The organism is Candidatus Thermoplasmatota archaeon (assembly GCA_035540375.1).
GTDB lineage: Archaea > Thermoplasmatota > SW-10-69-26 > JACQPN01 > JAJPHT01 > DATLGO01.
The window spans coordinates 1-22,845 of sequence record DATLGO010000088.1 but is presented as its reverse complement, the minus strand read 5'-3'; the positions used below and the strand labels follow the sequence as shown (position 1 = coordinate 22,845).

Annotated in this window: 13 protein-coding genes; 6 read left to right on the top strand and 7 right to left on the bottom strand. The window is 67.2% G+C overall.

The genetic code is table 11. The features are described 5' to 3' along the window. Window positions 1-30: 30 nt before the first annotated feature. Entirely contained in the window at window positions 31-867 is an 837-nt protein-coding gene (locus VM889_10500; protein HVL48976.1) for an FKBP-type peptidyl-prolyl cis-trans isomerase, read from the bottom strand. Between the two features lie 32 nt (window positions 868-899). After that, complete coding sequence (locus VM889_10495) at window positions 900-2,303, bottom strand: hypothetical protein (protein ID HVL48975.1); 1,404 nt, start codon at window positions 2,301-2,303, stop codon at window positions 900-902. A 344-nt stretch (window positions 2,304-2,647) separates the two neighbouring features. Between VM889_10495 and VM889_10490 the strand changes: the two genes are divergently transcribed. Then, on the top strand, window positions 2,648-3,952 hold the full coding sequence (locus VM889_10490) for an adenylosuccinate synthase (protein ID HVL48974.1): 1,305 nt from the start codon (window positions 2,648-2,650) through the stop codon (window positions 3,950-3,952). Between the two features lie 37 nt (window positions 3,953-3,989). After that, window positions 3,990-5,954 (top strand): aconitate hydratase, encoded by a 1,965-nt coding sequence (locus VM889_10485; protein ID HVL48973.1) that lies wholly within the window; start codon window positions 3,990-3,992, stop codon window positions 5,952-5,954. Here VM889_10485 and acnA read toward each other — a convergent pair whose 3' ends face one another. Continuing rightward, window positions 5,955-8,666: an aconitate hydratase AcnA gene (gene acnA / locus VM889_10480; protein ID HVL48972.1), complete on the bottom strand. Its 2,712-nt coding sequence runs from the start codon at window positions 8,664-8,666 to the stop codon at window positions 5,955-5,957. It abuts the gene before it with no gap. Window positions 8,667-8,990: 324 nt separating this feature from the next. Beyond that, window positions 8,991-9,878 carry a hypothetical protein gene (locus VM889_10475; protein ID HVL48971.1) on the bottom strand — a complete coding sequence of 296 codons (888 nt, stop codon included), beginning with the start codon at window positions 9,876-9,878 and terminating at the stop codon, window positions 8,991-8,993. Between the two features lie 121 nt (window positions 9,879-9,999). Between VM889_10475 and rpl18a the strand changes: the two genes are divergently transcribed. Genes rpl18a through VM889_10455 form a run of 4 tightly spaced genes read left to right on the top strand, consistent with a single transcriptional unit; the run spans window position 10,000 to window position 13,200 of the window. Further along, entirely contained in the window at window positions 10,000-10,233 is a 234-nt protein-coding gene (gene rpl18a / locus VM889_10470; protein ID HVL48970.1) for a 50S ribosomal protein L18Ae, read from the top strand. A gap of 5 nt (window positions 10,234-10,238) precedes the next feature. Further along, window positions 10,239-10,655 (top strand): prefoldin subunit alpha, encoded by a 417-nt coding sequence (gene pfdA / locus VM889_10465; GenBank protein HVL48969.1) that lies wholly within the window; start codon window positions 10,239-10,241, stop codon window positions 10,653-10,655. A 5-nt stretch (window positions 10,656-10,660) separates the two neighbouring features. After that, window positions 10,661-12,124 (top strand): signal recognition particle-docking protein FtsY, encoded by a 1,464-nt coding sequence (gene ftsY, locus VM889_10460; GenBank protein HVL48968.1) that lies wholly within the window; start codon window positions 10,661-10,663, stop codon window positions 12,122-12,124. Between the two features lie 32 nt (window positions 12,125-12,156). Further along, window positions 12,157-13,200, top strand: a complete 1,044-nt coding sequence (locus VM889_10455) for a threonine aldolase family protein (GenBank protein HVL48967.1) — start codon at window positions 12,157-12,159, stop codon at window positions 13,198-13,200. Between the two features lie 36 nt (window positions 13,201-13,236). On the opposite strand, the gene VM889_10450 is transcribed toward VM889_10455, so the two are convergent. From VM889_10450 to VM889_10440, 3 genes are read right to left on the bottom strand one after another with little or no spacing between them, the layout of a single operon-like run. Next, the gene (locus VM889_10450) at window positions 13,237-13,461 is read right to left on the bottom strand and encodes a hypothetical protein (GenBank protein ID HVL48966.1); all 225 of its coding nucleotides are present in this window, start codon (window positions 13,459-13,461) and stop codon (window positions 13,237-13,239) included. A gap of 33 nt (window positions 13,462-13,494) precedes the next feature. Then, window positions 13,495-14,034 (bottom strand): hypothetical protein, encoded by a 540-nt coding sequence (locus VM889_10445; protein ID HVL48965.1) that lies wholly within the window; start codon window positions 14,032-14,034, stop codon window positions 13,495-13,497. Then, window positions 14,031-22,751, bottom strand: coding sequence for a hypothetical protein (locus VM889_10440; GenBank protein HVL48964.1), 8,721 nt, complete (start codon window positions 22,749-22,751; stop codon window positions 14,031-14,033). Before VM889_10440 ends, VM889_10445 begins: the two co-directional genes overlap by 4 nt. Between the last annotated feature and the right edge of the window lie 94 nt (window positions 22,752-22,845).

The window sequence follows — 22,845 nt, the reverse complement described above, 5'->3', positions numbered from 1 at the left end:
CCGAAGGCCCGGCCGCCTTTTAACCTTTTTTTAGCGGATGGAGCGCAGGGTGATCTGGAAAACGAGATCCTTTCCCGCAAGCCGGTCGGCGGGATTCGGGTTTTCACCATAGGCATCCCGGGCAGGGATGCGGACGAGCTTCGTTTCGCCCACCCGCATGCCGACGAGGCCCTCGCTGAAGCCCTTGATCACGCTGATGTATTCGGGCCCCGAGGGGCGGCATCCGGTTCCTGGGATGTGGACCCCGAGCGGCGCATACGACGGCCGGACGGAGAATGCGTCGTCCTTCGGCCACTCCGATCGGGCCACCGATTCGATCGAGGTGTCGAATACGCGACCGTCCGTGTGAAGGCCGATGTAGTCGACCCGGACGTCGTCGCAAGCGGCGACGGAGGCGTTCCCCGGCGGGCGGACGGCGACGTCGACCGAGACGAGGCCCCGATAACCGTTCGCGCTCGTGACGGCGACCGGCACGGTGATGTTGCCGGTCGGCATCCCCGCGGGAACGCCGACCCTCACGAGGAGCAGGCCCGCTTCGCGGCGCGCCACGCTCACGGGGTCGGCCGCGACGGTGACGCCCGGCGGCGCGCCGTCGCCTGCGGTCGCGGAGAAGGTGTCTCGCGCGCCGCCCGTGTTTTCGATGCGCACGCCGTACATCGTCGCTCCGCCGGGCGCAGTTTCGTGCTCGTCGTGGAGGAGATCGACCTCCGCGCCGGGCGTCGCGAAGAAGAGGCGCCAGGCGCCGTAGGTCAGCACGACCACCCCGAGCAGGAGGATGGCCGCGACGACGAGACGTCCCTTGGACGTCTTCATGAAGGGTTCCGGCTTCGCGGGGTTCGACCGGGTGCGGCGTCGGGCGTCGGCCATCGCGCCGGCAATGACGTTCCCGCCCTTGAGCTTTAGGCGAAGCTCGTCAACGCCGGGTCGCCGAGCGTGTCCGGCTTGTAGTGCAGGACGTAGAAGCCCGTGTAGCGGTCCGAGGCGTAGATGTAGCCGTTCCGGACGGCGACGTCCCACGTGTTCGGGACCGCGGCGCGCTTCGCGTCGAAAAGCTCGACGTGCTGGTGGGGCAGGTAGTACCCGAGGACCTCCGGGCGGGCCGGGTCGCCCACGTACTCGCCGCCGAGGATGGTCGCGAGGTCGAGGACCCACACGCCCGCGTGGTTGTAGGCCATGTACATGCGGCCGTCCACGAGCTGGAACTGGTGCGTCGTGAGGCGGAGATTCTGGGCGCCGTGCTCGCCCGGCGGAATCCATTCCGCGCTGAGCTCGATGGCGCGGAAGTCCTTCGCCTCGAGGATCCACACGGCGGGCACGGTGTTCCCGAGAAGCTCGGGGGCCGCGACGATGAACCGCGTGCCGTTCAGCACGATGGGCATCGCGCTGTGCACGTTGCCCTCGTAGCGCTTCGCGCCCTCGCCGCCCCACCCGCCGAGCTGGAGGGGCGCGAGCGGGTTCGAGACGTCGACGACGTGGAGGCCGAGGTCCCAGTAGGAGACGTAGAGCGTGGGGCGCTTGTCGAGCGGGTCGATCACGAACGTCATGTCGTGCGGGAAGGGGGTCCTGTCCGGCCCGTTCACGAAGCCGAGGACGCCGGCGGTGCCGTGCGGGATGTAACGGCTGCGGGGCACGAGGCGGTTCGCCTCCCACGAGTAGATCTCGATGGCTTCGCCGACGCAGAACACCCATCGCCCGCCCGCGTAGTCCTTGACGGACAGCATGTGGCAGCCGAGCGGCGGCACGGGCGTCGCGCTCACGAACTTCGGCGCCTTCGGATCCGTCACGTCCCACACCGCGACGCCCGCGGTCGCAAGCGCCTTCTCGCCGATCTCCGACGGGGCGGCCGTGCGCTGCGAGGCGGCGAAGACGTACTTCCCGTCCGGGCTGAACTTGACGTCCACGACGTACGCGTCCGGCATCATCGCGCGGCCGACGACCGTCGGCTTCGTCGGGTCCGCGACGTCCACGAGCACGAAGCCCGGCACCGAGCCCCGACCGAGGATCTGCACCACGACGAGGTCGCCGTGGAAGTCCAGCTCCCCGATGTAGCTGTACGGCTTGCCCTCCTCGCCGAGCGGGGTCCAGCCGACGAGCGCCATCGTGTCCATCGAGAGATTGTGCGCCTCGAAGTCCGCGTGGTCGTGGTCGTCCACGATGGGATCCACGAAGACGCGCGGCGCGGGCGTCCCGACGTCCGGGGGCGGCGTCGGACCGGGGCCGCCCACGCAGCCCGCAAGCACGGGCGCCGCAACGAGGAGCGCGAGGACGAGGAGCGTGGAACGGATCGAGGGGACGACAGGCACGCGGAGGCGACGGGGGGTGCCGCCCATAACGTTTGTCGTGGGGCGGCCGTCGACCGGGCGCCGGGATTGGGGAGCGGGTCCGGGACCGGGCGTCGGGCTTCGGGACCAGGCGTCGGGTCCCGGGCGCCGGGCCCGGGCGTCGGGAGCCGGGACCGGGTGTCGGGCTTCGGGACCGGGCCCGGGCCCGGGCGTCGGGGCCGGGTCCGGGTTCGGGTCCGGGTCCGGGACCGGGCTCGCGCGCGCCTCGCGCGCGACGCGGCCGACGGCGGGCGACAGGGCTTCCGCGCGCGCCGCACGTGCCGGGCGCCAATTTAAGGACAGGTTGCGCCCTCGGGCGCACCAGCATGACGGTGACCGTGGTGCTCGGCGCCCAATGGGGCGACGAGGGGAAGGGCAAGGTCACGGACTTTTACGCGGACCGCGTCGGCGTCGTCGCGCGCTACCAGGGCGGCAACAACGCGGGCCACACCGTGGTCGCGGAAGGCCGCACGTTCAAGTTCCACCTCCTGCCCTCCGGCGTCGTCCGGCCGAAGACGAAGAACGTCCTCGGCAACGGGCTCGTCGTGGACCCGGCCGTGCTCCTCGACGAGATGAAGTCGCTCGAGGACGCGGGCCTCGGCGCGCGCCACGTGTTCGTCTCCGACCGCGCCCACGTCATCCTCCCGTGGCACCGCGACCTCGACGGCGCGCGCGAGACGCGCGCGGCCGGGAGCGCGGCGGCCATCGGCACGACGCGCAAGGGCATCGGGCCCGCGTACGCGGACAAGGCCGCGCGCGTGGGCGTACGGATCATGGACCTCCTCGACGCGAAGCGCCTCCGCGCGCGCGTCCTCGAGGCGCTTCCCGAGAAGCAGGCCCTCCTCGCGCACCACGGCCGCGACGCGGCGATCGACGTCGACGCGCTCGTCGAGACGTACGCCGCCTACGGCAAGCGCCTCGCGCCGCACGTCGTCGATTCCGAGGAGGTCCTCCACGACGCGCTCGCGGCGGGGCAGGACATCCTCCTCGAGGGCGCGCAGGGCACGTTCCTCGACATCGACCACGGCACGTATCCGTACGTCACGTCCTCGAGCACGACCGCGGGCGGCGCCACGATCGGGACGGGTCTTCCGCCGACCGCGATCGACGAGGTCGTCGGCATCGCGAAAGCGTACGTGACGCGCGTCGGCGCCGGACCGTTCCCGACGGAGCTTCCGTACGAGACGACCCGCGAAGGCAAGCACCTCACGGACGTCGGCCGCGAGGTCGGGACCACGACGGGACGCCGCCGCCGCACGGGATGGCTCGACCTCCCCATGCTCCGCACGGCGATCCGCGTGAACGGCCTCACGAAGATCGCGCTCATGAAGCTCGACGTCCTCGGCGGCGTCGGCGACATCCGCGTCGCGGAAGCGTACGACCTCGACGGCCGCGTCGTCGAGCGCTTCCCGCGCGACCTCGAAGCGCTCGCCCGCGCGAAACCCCGCTACCGCACGTTCCCCGGCTTCCCGCCGCTCACGAAGCAGGAGAACGCGCGCGCCGCGGCTGAAGGCGTGGACGCGCTCCCGGGGCGCGCCCGCGAGTACGTCGGCGAGGTCGAGCGCGCCCTCGGCGTCCCGATCCTCCTCGTCTCCCTCGGTCCCGAGCGAGAAGCGACCGCGATCGCGTGAAAGCATCCTTGCATCGCGGGCGCCCACGCGTTTCCGCATGCCGGAGAACCTCGCGCGGAAACTCATCGGGTCGAAGCTCATCGAAGGCGAGCCTGAGGCCGGCCGCGAGGTCGCGCTCGCGATGGACCAGGCGCTCCTCCAGGACGCCACGGGGACGCTCGCCTGGCTCGAGTTCGAGCAGATGGGCGTTGACGAGGTGCGTATCGGCCAGGCGACGCAGTACGTCGACCACAACACGCTCCAGACGGGCTACGAGAGCCCGGACGACCACGTGTTCCTGCAATCCATGTGCGCGCGCTACGGCGCGGTCTTCTCGCGGGCGGGGAACGGCATCTCCCACTGGGCCCACCTCGAGGCCTTCGACGTGCCGGGCGACAGCATGCTCGGATGCGACTCCCACACGCCGCAGGCGGGCGCGATGGGCATGCTCGCGATCGGCGCGGGCGGCCTCGAGGTCGCGGCCGTGATGGCGGGCGAGCCCTACCGTTTCGCGATGCCGTCCGTTGTCGAGGTGCGCCTCGAGGGCGAGCTGCCCGCGTGGTCGAGCGCGAAGGACGTCATCCTCGAGATCCTGCGCCGGAAGAGCGTCCGGTGGGGGCGCAACAAGATCCTCGAATTCACGGGCCCGGGCGTCGCGGGGCTCACCGTGCCCGAGCGCGGCACGATCGCGAACATGGTGACGGAGCTGGGCGCGACGACGGGCGTCTTCCCGAGCGACGACGCCACGCTCGCGTGGATGCGCGCGCAGCACCGGGCGACCGCCTGGAAGCCGATGGCCGCCGACGAGGGCGCGGCGTACGACGAGCGCGTGGACGTCGATCTTGCGTCGGTCGAACCCCTCATCGCGAAGCCGCACTCTCCCGACAACGTCGTTCCCGTGCGCGAGGTCGCGGGCCTCGAGGTCAAGCAGGTCGCCGTGGGATCGAGCGTGAACTCGAGCTTCCGCGACCTCGCGATCGTGGCGGAGATGCTCGACGGGCGCGAGGTCAAGCCGGGCGTGAGCATGGCCGTCTCGCCGGGCTCCCGCCGCGTGCTCCTGCTCTTCATGACGAGCGGGGGGATGACGAAGCTCATCCGCGCGGGGGTGCGCGAGCTCGAGGTCGCCTGCGGCCCGTGCATCGGCATGGGCTTCGCGCCGCCGAGCGGCGGGCCGAGCGTGCGCACGTTCAACCGCAATTTCCGCGGCCGCAGCGGCACCGCGGACGACGCGGTGTACCTCGCGAGCCCGGAAACCGCGGCCGCGACGGCCGCGCGCGGCGTCATCACGGACCCTCGCGATTTCTCGCGCGAGGAAGGGCTCGCTTGGCGTCGCATTCCCGAGCCGACGTCCTATCCGAAGGACTGGTCGGGCTACGTCTCCCCGCCCCCGAGGGGCGAGCGGCGCCGCGTCGACGTCGTGCGGGGCCCGAACATCGTGCAGTACGATCTGCCGACGCCCCCTGGCGAGGACATCGACGGCGAGGTTTTGATCAAGCTCGGCGACAACGTGAGCACCGACGACATCCTTCCCGCGGGCGCGAAGATCCTGCCGCTCCGGAGCAACATCCCCGCGATCAGCGACCACGTCTTCGAGTACGTCGACCCCACGTTCCCGCGCCGCGCGCGCGAGGCCGGCGGCGGCATCATCGTGGGCGGCGACAACTACGGGCAAGGATCGAGCCGCGAGCACGCGGCCGCTGCTCCGGCGCACCTCGGCGTCCGCGCCGTGCTCGCGAAGGGATTCGCGCGGATCCACCGAGACAACCTCGTGAACTTCGGCGTCGTGCCGCTCGTCTTCGCGGACCCCGCGGATCACGACAGCGTCGAGGCCGGCCACCAGCTCCACGTGGAAGCGCTCCGCGGCGCGCTCGAGGAGGGACGCGGCGTAACGGTCCACGACCTTGCGCGCAACTTCCGCTTCGAGGCGACCTTCCCGCTCTCGTCGCGCGAGCGCGCGATCCTCCTTGCGGGCGGGGCGGTGCGGTGGCTGAGGCGCGAACGCGAGTCGCTCGCGGCCCGTTGATCACTTCGAGAGCAGGTTCCCGAGCACGTAGTCGAGGATGCCGCCCGCGCGGTAGTACTCGACCTCGATCGGCGTGTCGAGGCGCGCCTCGAGGACGACCTCGCCCTTCGACCCGTCCGGCTTCGTCCAGCGCATCGTGACCTTCTGGCCCGGCTTCATGCCGTCGCCGACGCCCTCGAACGAGAACGTCTCGGCGCCCGTGAGGCCGAGCGATTTCGCGCTCGCGCCCGCGGGGAAGGTGAGCGGGAGGACGCCCATGCCGACGAGGTTCGAGCGGTGGATGCGCTCGAAACTCTCGGCGACCACGGCGCGGACCCCGAGGAGCTTCGTGCCCTTCGCGGCCCAGTCGCGGCTCGAGCCGGTGCCGTAGTTCTTGCCCGCGAGGACGACGAGCGGGACGCCCGCCTGGCGGTACTTCTCGGAGGCCTCGAAGACGCTCATCTGCGCTCCGTCGGGCTGGTGCTTCGTGACGCCGCCCTCGACGCCCGGCACCATCTGGTTCTTGATGCGCGTGTTCGCGAACGTGCCGCGCGTCATGACGCGGTCGTTGCCGCGGCGCGTGCCGTACTGGTTGAAGTCGATAGGTTGCACGCCGAGCGACATCAGGTACTGGCCCGCCGGCGTCTTCGCGCTGATGGGGCCTGCGGGGCTGATGTGGTCCGTCGTGACGTTGTCGCCGAGGACGAGCAGGGCGCGCGCGTTCTCGATGGGACGGATGCCCTTCCTGCCGGCCGTGAAGCCCTGGAAGAATGGCGGCTCCTGGATGTACGTGCTCGAGGTCGTCCACGCGTACGTCCCGCCGGTGGGCGCCTTGAGCGCGTTCCACGCGGGCGACTGGCGGGGAACGTCCGCGTAGAGCTCGCGGAAGACCTTCGGGTCGAGCGCGTGCGCGAGCGCGGTCTTGATCTCCTCCTGGGAGGGCCAGACGTCCTTGAGGAAGACGGGCTTGCCCGCGGCGTCGGTGCCGAGCGGCTCCGTCGCGAGGTCCACGTTGACGCTCCCCGCGAGCGCGTAGGCGACGACGAGCGGCGGCGACATCAGATAGTTCGCGCGCACGTCGGGGTGCACGCGCGCCTCGAAGTTGCGGTTGCCCGAGAGGACGCTCGCGACGACGAGGTCGTTCTCCTTCACGGCCTTCTCGATCGTCTCGGGAAGCGGCCCCGAGTTGCCGATGCAGGTCGTGCAGCCGTAGCCGACGACCGCGAAGCCGAGCTTCTCGAGATACGGGAGGAGGCCCGCGGTGTCGAGGTAGCGCGAGACGACGCGCGATCCCGGCGCGAGGGAGGTCTTGACGTGCGAGGGTACGCGGAGGCCCTTCTCGACAGCCTTCTTCGCGAGGAGACCCGCGCCGACCATGACGCTCGGGTTGGACGTGTTCGTGCAGCTCGTGATCGCCGCGATGACGATGCTTCCGTGGCCGAGCGCGTGGCGCTCGCCGGCGGGGTGCTCGACCGCGACGGTCTTGTCGAAGGGCTTGCCCTTCATGCCGAAGCCGCGGCCCGTCGTGGGCTCCTCGAAGCAATGCCGGAAGTCGCGCTTGACCTCGGCGAGGTTCACGCGGTCCTGCGGGAGCTTCGGCCCCGCGACCGAGGGCATGATGGTCGAGAGGTCGATCGTGACCGTCTCCGAGTAGGCCACCTCGCCCTCCTTCGGGATGCCGAAGAGACCCTGCGCCTTGTAGTACGCCTCGGCGCGCGCGCACTCCTCGTCCGTGCGGCCCGTGCCGCGCAGGTACGCGATCGTCTCCCCGTCGACGGGGAAGAAGCCCATCGTCGCGCCGTACTCGGGCGCCATGTTCGCGATGGTCGCGCGGTCGGGGAGCGAGAGCGACGCGGTGCCCTCGCCGAAGAACTCGACGAACTGGCCGACGACGTCCATCGCGCGGAGCTTCTCCGTGACCGCGAGGACGAGGTCCGTCGCCGTGACGCCCTGGCGCAGGCGCCCCGTGAGGTTGACGCCGATCACCTTCGGCGTGAGGAACGCGACCGGCTGTCCGAGCATCGCGGCTTCGGCCTCGATCCCGCCGACGCCCCAGCCGACCACGCCGAGGCCGTTGATCATCGTCGTGTGCGAATCCGTGCCCACGAGCGTGTCGGGGAACGCGACGTCGCCCTCGACGAGGACGCCCTTCGCGAGATGCTCCAGGTTGACCTGGTGGATGATGCCGATGCCCGGGGGCACGACGTGGAAGTTCTCGAAGGCCTGCTGGCCCCACTTCAGGAACTCGTAGCGCTCGCCGTTCCGCCCGAACTCCATCTGCACGTTCTTCGCGAACGCATCCTTCGTGCCCGCGAAGTCGACCTGCACCGAGTGGTCGATGACGAGGTCCACGCGCACCTGCGGGTTGATGACCTTCGCGTCGCGGCCCGCGCGCTTCACCGCATCGCGCATCGCCGCGAGGTCCACGATGGCCGGCACGCCCGTGAAGTCCTGCATCACGACGCGCGCCACCTTGAACGGGATCTCCACGTCCGCCGGGTCCGACGCCTTCCACGTCGCAAGCGTCCGGACGTCGTTCTCGGAAACGGCCTTCCCGTCGCAGTTCCGCACGAGCGACTCGAGCACGATGCGGAGGCTCACCGGCAGCTTCGCGAGGTGGCCGCGCGGAAGACCGAGGGCCGACTCGAGCTTCGGGAGGCTGTAATACCGGAGCGCGCGGCCCGCGACGTCGAGGCGCTCGACCGTCGCAGCGAAGGGGGAAGCGGAGGACATCGTGAAAGGCTCCTGGGGCGGGTGCTTCCGAATACGACCCCCTATTAAAGCACTTACGGTGGCTCTGAGGCGCGCGGCGACCGAAAACACACGCCCCCGGCGAACGCTGGGCGTCGAGCCCCGGATCCGGGCGCCGGAGCCGGGTGCCGGGTCTCGGGATTGGGACCGGGAGTCGGGCACCGGGACCGGGATCCGGGTGCCGGGTCTCGGGACCGGGTCCGGGTCTGGGACCGGGTCCGGGTCCGGGACCGGGTCCGGGTCGGGGTCCGGGACCGGGTCCGCGCGCCGGCCGCTCCGATGCGCCTGCGCCGGTGCGGCGCGGCGCTACCCGCCGTTCTCCATCTCGGCGATCTGCCGCTCGATCTCCGCGAGCTCCGCGACCTTCTTCTCGCGCATCTTCTGGTGCTGGAGCGACGTGAGCTGGCCCGCCGCGCGGCGCTCGTCCAGGCGCTCGATCGACTTCGCGAGGTCCGCGCGCTTCGCCTCGAGGATCTGGGTCTCGCGGCGGACGGTCCGCTGCGCCTCCTCGGCGCGCACCTGCTCCTGGATCGCCGCCTGCTCGGCCGGGCGCACCTCCTCAAGCCTGGCCTCCCGCAGGGCCCGGGAGCGGGGCGCGACGCGCACCTGCCGGCGGCTGCGGCGGTACAGGTAGTACCCGCCGCCCGCCACGGCGACGACCCCGCCCGCGACGCTCAGGACCATGAGCGGCGAATAGGGCGGCACGGCGGGGACGGGGGCGAGGACCTCCACCGTGTACTCGAGGTCCCGCGAGACGGACGCGACCGCGAACCCGTCCTCGTCGATCGAGGTCGCGGTGACGTTCAAGGTGAACGTGACGTTGCCGGCCGCGCCCGGAGCGATGGCGACGAGCGCGTCGAAGTCGCGGACCGCGCCCGGGACGAGGCTCGCGTTCCACGTCGCGTTCTCGAGCCTCGCCACCGCGGAAGGAGGGGCGACAGCGACCCGGGCCGTCACGTTCGCGGCCGTCGCGTTCGTCGAGGCCGCAAGCGAGAAGGAGACGCGGAGGACGTGCGTGTCGTTCGGCGTGACGAAGACCGTCGCGCCGTCCTCGCTGCCGATCCAGAACGCGACGTCGACCTCGCCGACGCGCGCGGAGGTCGCGGCCTCGGGCGCGGCGTTCGCGACGAGGGGGGCGAGCAGGAGGGCGGCGGCGAGGACGGCAAGCGCGCGGGGCAGGGCGCGAAGGGACATCGCGGCGCGCAACCCTCGGAGCGTTCTTAATTCCTTCCGGTTGCGGGAGCCCCGGCGCCGCGTGGCGTCGAGTTATAAATAGAGCCACGGGGATGGCGCCCCCATTCCGGAAGGGACCATCATGAAGGCCTACCGCGTGAAGGGCACGCTCCCCATGGGCGTCCAGGACACCACGTTCACCCTCGAAGTCGCGAGCGCCGGCGAGAAGGAGGCGCGCGACCACGCCTATTCGATCCTCGGGTCGAAGCACCGCGTCCCCCGCAGCCGGATCGCGATCCAGACCGTCGAGGAGATCGCCAAGGACCAGATCACGGACGACGTCGTCCTCGGCCGCGTCGAGAAGAGCGGGAAGTGAGATCCTTGGCCGCCGACGAGCGCGCGCTTCGGGAAGCTCTCGAGCTGGGCGAGGCCTACCGGCAGCAGCTCGCGGCCCTCGACGAGCAGCGCGCGATGCTCGGCGGCGTCATCGCCGACTACCGCCGCGCGCGCGAATCGCTCGCCGCGCTCGACAAGGTCGGCGCAGGCGAGGAGGTCCTGCTCCCGCTCGGCGGCGGCGCCTTCGTGCACGCGACGCTCGCGAATCCCGGACGCGTCGTCTCCACGCTCGGCGCGGGCGTCCACGCGGAAACGCCGCTTGCGGACGCGATCCGCCGCATGGAGGCGCGCATCGACTCCGTCGCCGAGGCCGAGCGCCGCATGGCCGAGGAGTCGAAGCGTCTCGAAGGCGAGCTCGCCGAACTCTCGCGCCAAGTCCAGGCCATGGCCCCCGGCCGGTGATCGCGATGGGCATGTTCGACGCCCTCCGCAAGACGCTCAACAAGTTTTCCAAGGAAGCGAGCGAGGACGCCGCGAAGAGCGCGCCTCCGCCCGCGAAGGCTCCGCCGGCGCCCGCGAAGGCCCCCGGCGAGCCCACGAAGGCGGCGACGAAGCCGACCGCCGAATTCGAAGTGGTCCGCCGCGCGCCCGCCGCGGCGCCCGCGAAGCCCGCCGCGCCCGCGCCGAAGCCGGCCGAAGCGGCGAAGCCCGCGCCCGCCGTCCCCGCGCCGAAACCGGCGACGCCCGCGCCGAAGCCGGCCGAACCCGCGAAGCCCGCGCCCGCGCAATCCGCGCCGGCCGTCTCCTCGACGCCCGCCTACACGACGCCCGAGGCGAAGCGCGCCGAGGCCGAGCGCTTCGACCGCGTCATCACCGAAGCGACCGAGCCCGCCGCGCCCGCGACGCCGCAGCGCTTCGCGGAAGGCGTCGAAGGCGCCGACGTGGAGGAGGCGCGCCTCCCCGCGATCGGGTCCGGCGGCCCGCGCCCCGGCGACCGGCCCGGCCTCCAGCAATCGGAGCGCCGGGAGCCCGCCGCCGTCGCGAAGCCCGTCCCGTCCGCGCCGACCGCGGGCGGCAAGGCGATCAAGGTCGAGAAGCTCGAGGACCTCCTCTGGGACCTCGAGCTGTCGCTCCTCGAATCCGACGTCGCGCTTCCCGTCGTCGAGAAGATCAAGGAATCGCTCAAGGAGCAGATCCCGCGGATCCGCGTCGAGCGCGAGGACGAGATCGGCCCGAAGGTGGAAGCGGCGCTGCGCCAGGCGCTCCTCGACGTCCTCTCGTTCAAGACGATCGAATTCGACGAGTTCGTGATGGACAAGCTCGCCGAGAAGAAGCCCGTCGTCCTCATGTTCGTGGGCGTCAACGGCACCGGCAAGACGACCGCGATCGGCCGCATCGCGCACCGCCTCAAGGAGAACGGCTTCGGGTCCGTCATGGCCGCGGGCGACACGTTCCGCGCGGGCGCGATCGCGCAGCTCGAACGCCACGGCGAGAACCTCGGCATCACGGTCATCAAGCACCAGAGCGGCGGCGACCCCGCCGCGGTCGCGTACGACGCGGTCGAGCACGCGAAGGCCCGCATGAAGGACGTCGTCCTCCTCGACACCGCGGGCCGCATGCAGACCAACACGAACCTCATGGACGAGATGAAGAAGATCAAGCGGGTCGCGAAGCCCGACATGATCATCTTCGTCGGCGACTCGCTTGCGGGCAACGACGCCGTCGAGCAGGCCGTCAAGTTCGACGAGGCCGTCGGGATCGACGCCGTCATCCTCACCAAGGTGGACACGGACGCGAAGGGCGGCGCCGCCCTTTCGATCGCGCAGGCCGTGGGACGCCCGATCCTCTTCCTCGGCGTCGGCCAGGAGTACGGGGACCTCATCCCGTACGACGCGAACTGGATGGTCGACCGGATCTTCGAGGAAGCGTAGGCTTCTTCTCCCCGGACCCGCCTCGCGGACGCGTGATCGACCTCCGGAGCGACACCGTCACCACCCCGACCCCCGCCATGCGCGACGCGATGCGCGACGCCGCGGTCGGCAACGCCGCGTGGGGCGAGGACCCGACGGTGAACGCGCTCGAAGCCGCCTCCGCCGAGGCCGTCGGCAAGGAGGCCGCGATGTTCGTCGTCTCTGGCACGATGGCGAACCAGCTCGCCGTGCGCACCTTCGCCGCGCGCAAGCTCACGCCGCAGATCATCCTCGACCGCAGGAGCCACCTCTTCCAGAACGAGGCGGGCGGTCTCGGCGCGTTTGCGGGCGTGCAGACGCTCGCGCTCGAATCCGACCGCGGCGCGCTCCGTCCCGCGGAGGTCGCGCAGGCCCTGGAGGAGAGCGGCCGCCTCAAGGCCGAAACGGCGCTCGTCGCCTGCGAGAACACGCACAACCACCACGGGGGCCGCGCCGTGCCCGTCGAGAACCTCGCCGCCGTCGCGAAGCTCGCGCACGAGCATGGCGTCCCGGCGTACCTCGACGGCGCGCGCCTCTTCAACGCGGCCGTCGCGCTCGGCGTGGACGCGCGCGCGATCGCGCAACCGTTCGACGCCGTCATGTTCTGCTTCTCGAAGGGCCTCAGCGCTCCGATGGGCTCCGTGCTCTGCGGGAGCGCCGCCTTCATCGCCGACGCGCGCCGCGTGCGGCAGTCCATCGGCGGCGCCTTGCGCCAGGCGGGCGTCGTCGCGGCCCCCGCGCTCCTAAGCCTCCGCACGATGCGCGCCCGCCTCGCGGAGGACCACGCGCGCGCCGGGCGCCTCGCGAAGGGCCTCGCGGGCGTCGAAGGCGTCAAGCTTGTCTACCCCGCGGAGACCAACATCGTCGTCGTCGACGTCGCGGCCCTGGGCGGCGCGGCGGAGGTCGCGGCGGCCCTCGCGAAGGAGGGCGTGCGCGCGGACGTCCGCAACGCGCGCGAACTCCGCCTCGTCACGCACCGCGAGATCGGCGACCTCGAGGTCGAGGCCGCGCTCGCGGCGTTCGGGCGGGTGGCGGCCGCCGCCCAGCGCGCAGGTTGACGGCGCGAGCGTCGGTCGGCCCGTGGCGGGAGCGGTTCACGCGAGCGCGGGCTCCGCGTCGAGCGGATGGCCACGCACGGCCGGGGAGCGGGTGCCGACGAAGTCCGTGAGGTGCACGTACACGGGGTCGCTGCGCACGCCCACGAGGGGCGCGCCGGGCTGCGTGAGGCTCGGGATCGTGAGGCTCGGGAGCACGAGCGCGGGAAGCACGCGGTCCACGTGGATGCCGTCGAAGTTGAACGAGACCTCGTCCTCCAGCATGTCGAGGAGGACGCCGCGGAAGCGGGCTTGGCTTCAGGTGTCGATCCGTTTTCTGTGATCGGCCAGGGGACTCTTCCGTCCACAAAGCGTCGTATTGGGGAGGGCTTCACCGTTCGGGTCGAGACAGTGATGCCACAAGTAACTGAACTTCGTCCCGTCATGCACGTACGCTACCCAGATCTGAAAATCGTGTCCCACGTGCGGCAGATGAGGCTCGGGCGGGTCGTGGTAGTGGAAGGTCGTGGAATGGTTGAAGTAACCATGCCCTGGCAACACGTCTTGATCCCTGGGGCGTCCGTAGAAGTAGAGGCTGGGGCGTGGGTCCATGTAGCCCGAACTATAACTGGTGAAGAGGCTGGGATTGAGTCGCTTGGGGCCCATGGAGATGCTCACGTCTTCGAGCGGGGTCGCTGCCGCGTTGTGGAGCCGGACTGTCGCGTTCACGCGGTTCTCGTCCCACTCCTGGAGGTCCGTTATTTGGATGATGAGGGGGCCCGCGTCGAATCGGCCGAATCCGAAGCACCCGCTGAGGGCGGGAAGCAACAGCATGAGGACGAGGGCGGCGGGTTTCATGGGGTCCACGTCGAGGGCGGGACTTTGAATTGGAGTTGGTCTTTGATAAACGTCACGGATCCCGACGATGGCAGGAAGGGCAAGCCGTTGCGGAAGGCTCTGTACTTGGCGACTTCCGCGGGGTCAATGCCGATCATGACCGGCCCAGTCACTTGCGGCAGCGAAAGCCACTGGGTCGTGAGGCCGGTCGAGCCCCATCGGATTTCGAACGTGGCGACCCTCGCGTTGGGGGCGGCGAGGTTCAAGAAGGACGGGTTGTTCAAGTGGTCGCGGGCGCCGTCGGTGTCTGCCTCAATTGTGGCGCTCTCTTTGGATTCGAGGAAACCCTTGACGTAATGCAACGAGTCTTCGATTCCGTGAACGGCTACGCTCGCGGCACGATCCACGATCGTCGGATTCGGAACGACGAGGGAGAGATACGCTGCGGCTCCTTGGAACGTATTGATGGTGACCCCGCTCTTCGACACGTCCCGGATGACATAATTCAATCCCCTGTTTTCATCGGGGCCTTGCGCGATGTGGAGAGATTCGAGATACGTGTCGGTACCGGGAGTGATGGTGGTCGAGAACAAGTTGCCGCTACCGAGATGCGTCAGTGACAAAGTCTTGGGCATCTTAGGAATCATGAGCGTAAGCAGCTCGTCGCCATCTCCGGGACGGACTGGTGATTTCCATGTTAGCGTGAAGATTCGTAACGAAGAGTTGTCTCTAAGTTCCAAATCCTTTAGCTCTTGCCTTTGAGACAGGCCCTGACCTTCTTTCGAGAAAGAGACGCCTCGAAACTCCGCAAGTTCCACGAACATTTCATACGTTTCGTGTGTGTTGCGAATCGTTACTCGGTTGGTTTCCGATCCGATTGCGTCGACGTAGGTGGATCGACCCATCACGAGTTTGACGTGGTCGGCAAAGAAGTTTCGAGCGTCGATCGCGAAGGGAGAATGATTGTCCTTCCTGACATACCACGCGTTGTCTCGCAAGCGGATCGAAACGTCGATCGAGTCGATCACTTGCCGGTCGGATGACAAGTAGAGATTCCCATCGCGGTTTCGCAGTTCGATGAGACCCGGGACGCCGTGTGCAACGAGATCGACGTTCACGAGATCGTGCCGATCCGTGAAATTCTCCTTCACGACCGCGGCCGCCACTTGCAGGTGACCGACGCGATGGGTTCCGCTCCAGCGGATCGTGCCGTCCTCTTCGATCCCGAAGCGGTACGTTCCGGCGGGGCGGTCCCACAGGCCCCCGCGCAGCGTGAGGCCTCCGTTCCCGTTCTTATCGGCGGGCTTGCCCACGGAGAATCGAACATCGGGCGCGCCGAGGCTGACCGTGACGGCCAATTCCTCTATGCTGGGTTGCCACACTTCCGCGTGCTTGAAGTCCACGAGTTGAACACCTAAATCTCGCTGACCTCCCCCGTGATCGAGGAAGTAGAACCACTGGGGCGTGGTCATGATGTCGGGTCGATTCAATCCGGCCTCGAAGTGGACGAACGGCACGGGAGCGCTCGCGTTCGCGAAGAGGAGATACGGCACCAACAAGCTCGGCTCTGTGAGCCTCGCTGCAATGCCGAGCGTGGGAGGGAGCCCGATGACTCGGCCCCTGAACTTAGTGAAACCGCCGTCATCGAAGTTAAAGCTGACGTTGAGTGGTTTCCCATTGTGGGCGGCATCGAGTTGGATCAAACCTTCATCCGTGTTCCGATAATGGAACGTGAAATTCGTGGGAGTGGGCGCTATCGACAGGTGACCGGAGGAGGAGGTGCGAGTCTTGTTGAGGGTTCGCAAGGTCAGATTTGCGACCTCTCGGTCTGCTTGGTAATCGATAAAAACGTCAGAGCTCACGTATGCGGTCACATCTACGAACTTTGGCAGGTTCGACGCGCCGATAACGACTCGACTCTGTGCGTCCTCGTAGGCCACCGAGAAGGAACCTTGGTGCGAGGTTGTGTGGGCAATGTGGGCATAATGCCCAGAGTGATTCGCACGGTAACTTAATGTTTCCAGCCCAGCAAGGTTGGCCTCCAATATGAATTGCCCGTTCGGCAAATTCGACAGGGCGAAACCCCGACCGCCAAGTTCGTACGGTTTCTGAATTTGCGGGTGGATGGTCGCGGTGCCTGTGAGGTGACCACGATCGCTGGTCAGGCTCGCGAAACGCTCGTCGGGATCGAGTTGAAACGTGAACCGGCCCGGAATTTCCGTCAAACTGAGGCGGGTTGTCAAACCTGCAATGTTCCCTCGTGCGAATAGTTGAGCGCAGCACGTAGCGCCGCTTCCGCCATCGTAGGTGACCTCGAACGCGCCGGAGGTATTCATGAACCGGAAATCGAGATCGCGCGGGAGACCCCCGAAGCTCCCACTGAGGTTCATATTCTCAGCTTGCTTGAGGTGATAACGTCCGGCTCCGATCGGTTCCCCGTGCCCCGTGATGTTGACGTGGACTTCTTGAGCGGGTTCGGTTGCATTCAAACGGAGTGAGACGCGGGTCGGTAGATTGTCCAGATGCACGCGCGCGTCGAATTCGCGATTCTTGAACGCCACGTCGAAGGGTCCGCCCGGATTGTTTCGCACGAGGACGACGGTCGCGATTGTATCCACGTGAATTCGGACCGAACTCAGGCCGACGATGAACGCGGAGATTCGACCGTGCTCGAATTTGCCTGTGGAAGGAACCTCGATCGATGCGCCGGGCGTGGTTTGAATCGGAACGATGCCTTGACCGTCGCCAGCGTAGGACAGCTGCGCGGATCCGAAGCTCGCCGATCGATTCGCGACGAGTATGAATTGTTTTTCCGCGGCATCGATGTCGGCATAGAACTCATTCGGGATCCCGCTCAATACCATGCGGAAGAACGTTGGCCCGGTTTCGGCAGCAACCTCGGCGCGCGCCATCGGGCCTGACGCATCCCAATAGACTACTCCTGCCTTGTTGGCGCCGTCGAGATTGCCAGCGTACCGGAGTGTTGCGCTCGTGGGCATGCCCGTGAAGCGGCCCGTGAATTTTTCGCGATTGCCGGCATCCACGTGGAACGTGAAAGGGACGCCTGGCGCCCTCACATACTTCAGATAGCCACCATCCGGGTACGCGTCAACAAATTCCAACCCGCGCGCTCGCAGCGCGAACGTCGGGCTCGACCCGGCCAGGTTCGCGACGAGATAGTCCTCGCCGAAGGCCGCGTCCGGGAGGACGTTCATGTCGGGCCAACCGCGGGAGGCCTTGAAGCTCACGGCTTCGCTCGCGTTGAACGTCAACCTGCCGCCGGCGCGGGTGAGGGTCGTGGTGCTCGCGAGGTCTCCGTCGAATCGGATGACGTGGGGGTGGGTCGTCCAGTCGAGATCTAGGCCGATGATGGGGTCGCTCGCGTAGGATTCGAGCGTGAAGTCGCTGGTTGAATCGTCGCCGCGCAGGCGGAGGTTGAGCTGGGCCGGGGCTTGATCGATCGTGGCGACGATGGCTCCTTGGGTGGCGGTGCGCATCTCGATGGCCGCGTTCATGGCCGTTGCGGCGTCGTAAAGGAGGTATCGCGTTCGATCGGCCGTGAAAGCAGGGTCGACGGCAAGGTCCAGGCGTTTGAGGTTGGTGAAGTGAATCGCGAATTCGCGCGCGCCATCGAAGAGGGCCGCATAGGTGTAAGCCCCCAATTGCCGTGGAATGCGCGGCAATCCGTTCTCTTCCCGCTCGGCGTAGCTCGCCGTGATCGCGCCCGTCGAAACCGGGAGGCCGGAGAGGTTGGTCGAACGGTAGGTGAAACTCCCCTTGACGAGGTCAGCGGTGGTTTCGATCCTTGCGGGAATGCCGCGAAGGTCGAAGCTCATGGGGGATGGTTCCGCTCCGGGGATGACGCGGAAACGGCCTTCGAGTTTGATCCTGTCAATTTCGGGTTGGTTCGGTGGCGCGCTGTGGCGGAGGACGGCTCTGAAGGATTCGTTGGTGGCGTTCCATTCGGCGTCGAGGCGGTTCGGGATGCCGGTCACGTCCCAGCGTCCGTTGAAGTCGTCCAGATCGGCCATGCCGCTCGTGTCGAGCAGGTAGCCGGGCGTGGCTTCCCAGCGAGCGTGGCGGTTCGACGCGGTGAATACGAACGCGGGCGCGAGGATGGATGTGACGTTGACCTGGAGGTCTCCGTCAATGGCGTGGTAACGGACGCCGAGGGTACCGCCTCCCTCCGCGCTTCGCTGGACCCGGACACCGGCATCGTCGAAGACGCCCTCGAGCATTTTTAGGCCCTTGAGTTTCACGTGGAACTGGGGAACGCTTCCCGATTCGGTGACGACCGGGTTTCGCCGGTCGACTTCGATATAATTGTCCCAACCGTTCGGGCGTCCGACAAGACGGTCCGGCCCGGCGAGGGCGACTTCGGCCGTGACGGGGCGCTCGGCGTTGAAATTGACGGTCGTGGCCGTGCCGAAGGCCGCAGTTACGTCGACCGTCTTCGGGAAGTTCGTGAGGTTGACGAGGAGGGTCGAGCGGGCGCCTGCGATGCGGAAGCTCCCGTTCAGGTTCTCGATCGCTTCGGTGCTTCGGTAACGGAAGTCGAACGCGGTGTCGGTCACGTTGTAGGTGGCCGTCGTGCGCGCCGGCAGCCTCGGCAAGTCGGCGTCGAACCAGCTGAGGCCGTTGCTCCAACGCACCACGAACGGGAATCCCGAAGTGGAGTCCGTTGTGAGGGAAAGCCCGTTCGAGAATTGGACGTTGAATTGTGCGCTGCGGAAATTCCTGAGTCTCAGGGCGGCGCCTTCGAGGTCCCCGTCGCTCGTGTGAAGGATGAAACCGTCGTTCGGGCCGAGGCTGATGGGGGTGCCGCGCTTGAAGCGGAAGTTGACGTCCGTGATGGGCGTCGATGTGGAGGCCGTGACGTTGATGCGCCCTTCGGCTGCCAGGGCGGCCGCATGGATTTCGACGGGGATGTCTTTGACGGTCAGGTTCAGTTCCGTTTCGTCATCGCGATACGCGATCTCCAAGTCGGTCACGGGGTGACTGAGGAGGCTGTCGAGCGTCCAAGTGGTCGGCGTCGAGGCGGTCCGTACGTCGAGGTTCACCGGCCAGGGGGTCATGTTCAACAGGAAGTCGCTGCTCGGGTCCTCCGTGTGGATGAAGAGGCCGGACCCTTGCGCGCTTCTCGAGACGTTGAAGGTGACATCGCCGCCATCGGTGACGAGGGCCGTGAAGCTCTTGAGGTTGCGGATGCTCGCCGCCGTGCAGGACGGCCCGCTGGATTCTTTGAGGTGTGTCACGTATTCGCCGGTTTTCGGCCGACGGCAGTCCATTTCGTCGTTGCTCAGGTAGGACGCTACGACTGCGTCGACGGTTGCGAAGGCGGATTCGCTCGTGTACGTCCATCGCTTCTCGGCGGAGTTCAGGGTGAGCGCGAGGGAGCGGGGCAACTCGCTCACGGCGAGTCCGCCCTTGTGTGTGAACGTGTTTCGTTTGTCCTTCCAGTTCGCAACGATTTTCTTGAGAACGCTTGAGGCAGAGTGCGTTGCTTCGATCTTGTCGCTCGTGAGGAATGACGTGGTGAGTGCCGTGGGTAGGTCGTCGAGGAGCGTCGTGACCTCCGTTGTTGCGTTCGCGTGCTGGTACTGCATCCCGACGTAGAGGTCGATGATTTGGCTTGCGCTCCATTGCAGGGTCGTGACGTGGTCCGATCGGCCCTGGGTCAGGGTCGCATCGAACACGGCGGGGGCCGCCCCTGAATAGAGGACGAGATCGGCCCGTTCGCCGGGAACCGAGCTCTTCTGCCCTTGTGCGTCGGATTCGACCTGGATGTAGGCTGCCCCGAGTTTCACGGGCCAGTTGGGCGGCGTCACTTTGGCATGCGCGGTGTAGACGGGGTCCATCGCGAGCGAGTTCTGGAGTGCATTCATGCCGAGCGAAAACTCGATCGTCCCCGGTAGACCGTTGTCATGGCCGAGTCCCGTGGATGTTGCGTCGGCTCCGAGCATCATGACGAAATCGGAATTTGGAATCTGGATGAAGGCGGCGACGAGAGCTTGGGTTGCGGCCGGTGTTTGTCGCTGGATCGTGATCTTCGGGGATTGCGACAGGACATTGCCGGTTGCGAGTTCCGCTCGGATCACGAGGTCGACATCGATGGGGAGGGGATTGGTGTTGTTGATGTCGTCGAGGTCGAGGAGGACGACGCCGCCGATAGGCGTGTTTGCGCGAATTGCGTATACGCCCCGCGATGGGTCTTGGACGAGGATGTTGAAATGGGACGCGTCGACGCTGTTGATGAGGGCAACCTGTTCGGCACGTCCGTCGTCGATCTGTTTCAGGGTGCGGAAGAGCAGAGTGCAGTCGTACGGGGGGGCCCCAGGCACAACGGGGACTTCACTCACGAGTCCGCAGTGGAGATCGTTGGCGATGTCGGCCGTGACTTGCGGAAACACTGTGTCCGACCATCGGAATTTGTCGATGGGACTGCCGGGGACGCCCGGGCGGAGGACGGCGCTCGGAAGTCCAGGCGTGTGCCCGAGGTCGCTTCCGGCGGTTTCGATCAGGTCGGTCGGCCATTCGATGATCTCGGCCAAAGGGATCGATTCTCTCGTGACGTTGAGGATGTCGCTGAGACGATCGACTGCCTGGAGGGCGGGCGGCGGGATGTGTTCGATGGCTTCTGTTGCGATCTCGTCGATGAGGTTGAGCGTGACGTCGCTCACACGTTCGAGGAGGCAGTTCGGGTCCGGGATGGCGGGTGGGGGCAGTCCCGGGATGCAGTCCAATGTGTCGACCGTTCCCTCGTAGGCCGTCGGGATCCATTGTGTCGGGAGGACTTCCCGGATCGGCTCGGGGGTCCTGTTGAGGAGATCGTGGACGAGCGGGAGAGGATTGATGAACTCCGTGAGGAACGCGGGTCCGTCGGGACCGGTTGCGTTCTGGACGAATTGGCGCGTCCCGTTTTCGAGCCACGATCGGACCTGCGGATCCAGATTCGGGAGTTCTTGGTTCTCGAAATGGCTGCCCACGTACCGTTGTTCGTACGAATAGATATTCGCCGGGTGCTCGCCTGGTGCCTCGGCGCCATCTGTCTCATTGTTGTCGTTAGAATCCGAGTCAACGGGATTCGTGCCCTGCGAAATCTCGCCTAGGTATCTCCGGGCCCCTACCTCGCCTTGGTAGACGATACCGAAGTCATGAAAAAGGGCGTACCGAGGATCATTGGTTGGAATGACCAAGTCGCCTCCGTCGAGGAGTCCGTCGCTGTCGGTATCGAAATCGTACGCTAATGTCCAGTTGGCCTTTGAAAATTCGAGCGCGTCGCTGAGGCCATCGCCGTCGCTGTCGAAATCGAGCAGATTGTTAGCGGTGAAGTCTCGGTCCTGGTTCATGCGCCAGGCGTTGGGGTTCCCGATGCGGCTGCCGACGCTCGCCCATTGGAGGGCCTCTTCGTGATCATTCAATCCATCGCCGCGCGAGGAGGCGTTGTGCTGGAAACCGGCGACGGGGCTGTTGAACCTCTCACCTGGACCGTCACAATCGTCGACGGTGGCAGGGCAATCGGAATCGGGATATTGAGGGAAGGTGAGTTGGTATAGATACTCGAGCCCGTCCTTCACCCCGTCTTCATCTACGTCGTCATCATGGACTGTCGCCTTCTCGTCACCATCCTCGTAGTGTTGCACTTCGCTGTCGGGGTCGCGGAGCGCGGTTTGGAGGCCTTGCCAGAAGTTCGTGGCCGGGGCGTGATCGTTCGATGGATTGTTCCAGTAGTATGCCTCGCTTCCGTCGCGCCAGCCGTCCTGATCGAAATCTTTGGCGTTGGGGTATTTTTCGTACGTTCGGCCCGTTGCATCTGTCACGATGGGGCCGATCGGGATCGTGTTCCACCGGTATTCGTCGATGTTGCTGAGTCCGTCCCCGTCGAGGTCTAGCGAGAAATTCATGAGATCGTTCATGTGGTCGTGGAGGTCGTGCTCGTTCTCCCAATCGTCGCCGTAACCGTTGTTATTCGAATCAGGCTCATAGTGTAGGAATTTGGCTGGATCCGGCGGCGCCGGCGGTCGCACGCAGCCGCCTTGGAGGATGCAGTTCAGGAGGTGGACCACGTGCCATTCGCGTTTCCAGTCCTCATGATCCTCCGGCGGTACGATTACGATCGTGAGGTGGCCCGTTGGGTCGCCCACGCAGGTCACGTCCGCGCTTAGGAGGAACGGGCCGCTGATGCAGTCGGCAGGGCCGTCGCCGAGAATTCCGTTGGCGTCGCGGTCCGTCCCGACGACGAACGGAATCGGCCCTTTGTCCGACACGAGATAGATCGATTGGGGCGCACTGGCGGGGATCCGTGCCCCACCGACCCCGAGTTCAAAAGCCTCGTCCCCCGCCGCGCCGCCTCCAGGTTCGACGCAGGGGTTCAGGAACGTTGCGGGCGGGGCGAGCGAGCCGTTGGGGAGCCGGTACGTCGCGGTCCTCGCGTAGGGGATCGTGGGAACGGGGACGTCGTCGAGGGTGCGGTAGATCGTGAAAAGTACGCTTTCGGCTTGGCAGGCGGGGACCGTGATCGTGGTCGTGTTCACGACCCAGGGCGCGCCTTGTTGGTGGCGGGCCGCGAATTTCAGAACGTGTTCGCCGGGCGTCGTCGAGGGAGGGAGCGTGACCGTGCGGTCGATCGCGTAATTGGCTTCGGTCCCGTGGGCGGGGTGGTGGTTCTGCCCGACGGCGAGGTACACGCCGTCCGGTTTGTCGGGGGTTCCGTCGAGCATGATGCGCCACTCGTTCACGACAGCGCAGCTCGAACTCGCGCCGCAGCGGTTCTGGTACACGCCGTACGAGGCCTGAACGCGGAACGATTCGCCGGGGAGAACGTGGGGCGGG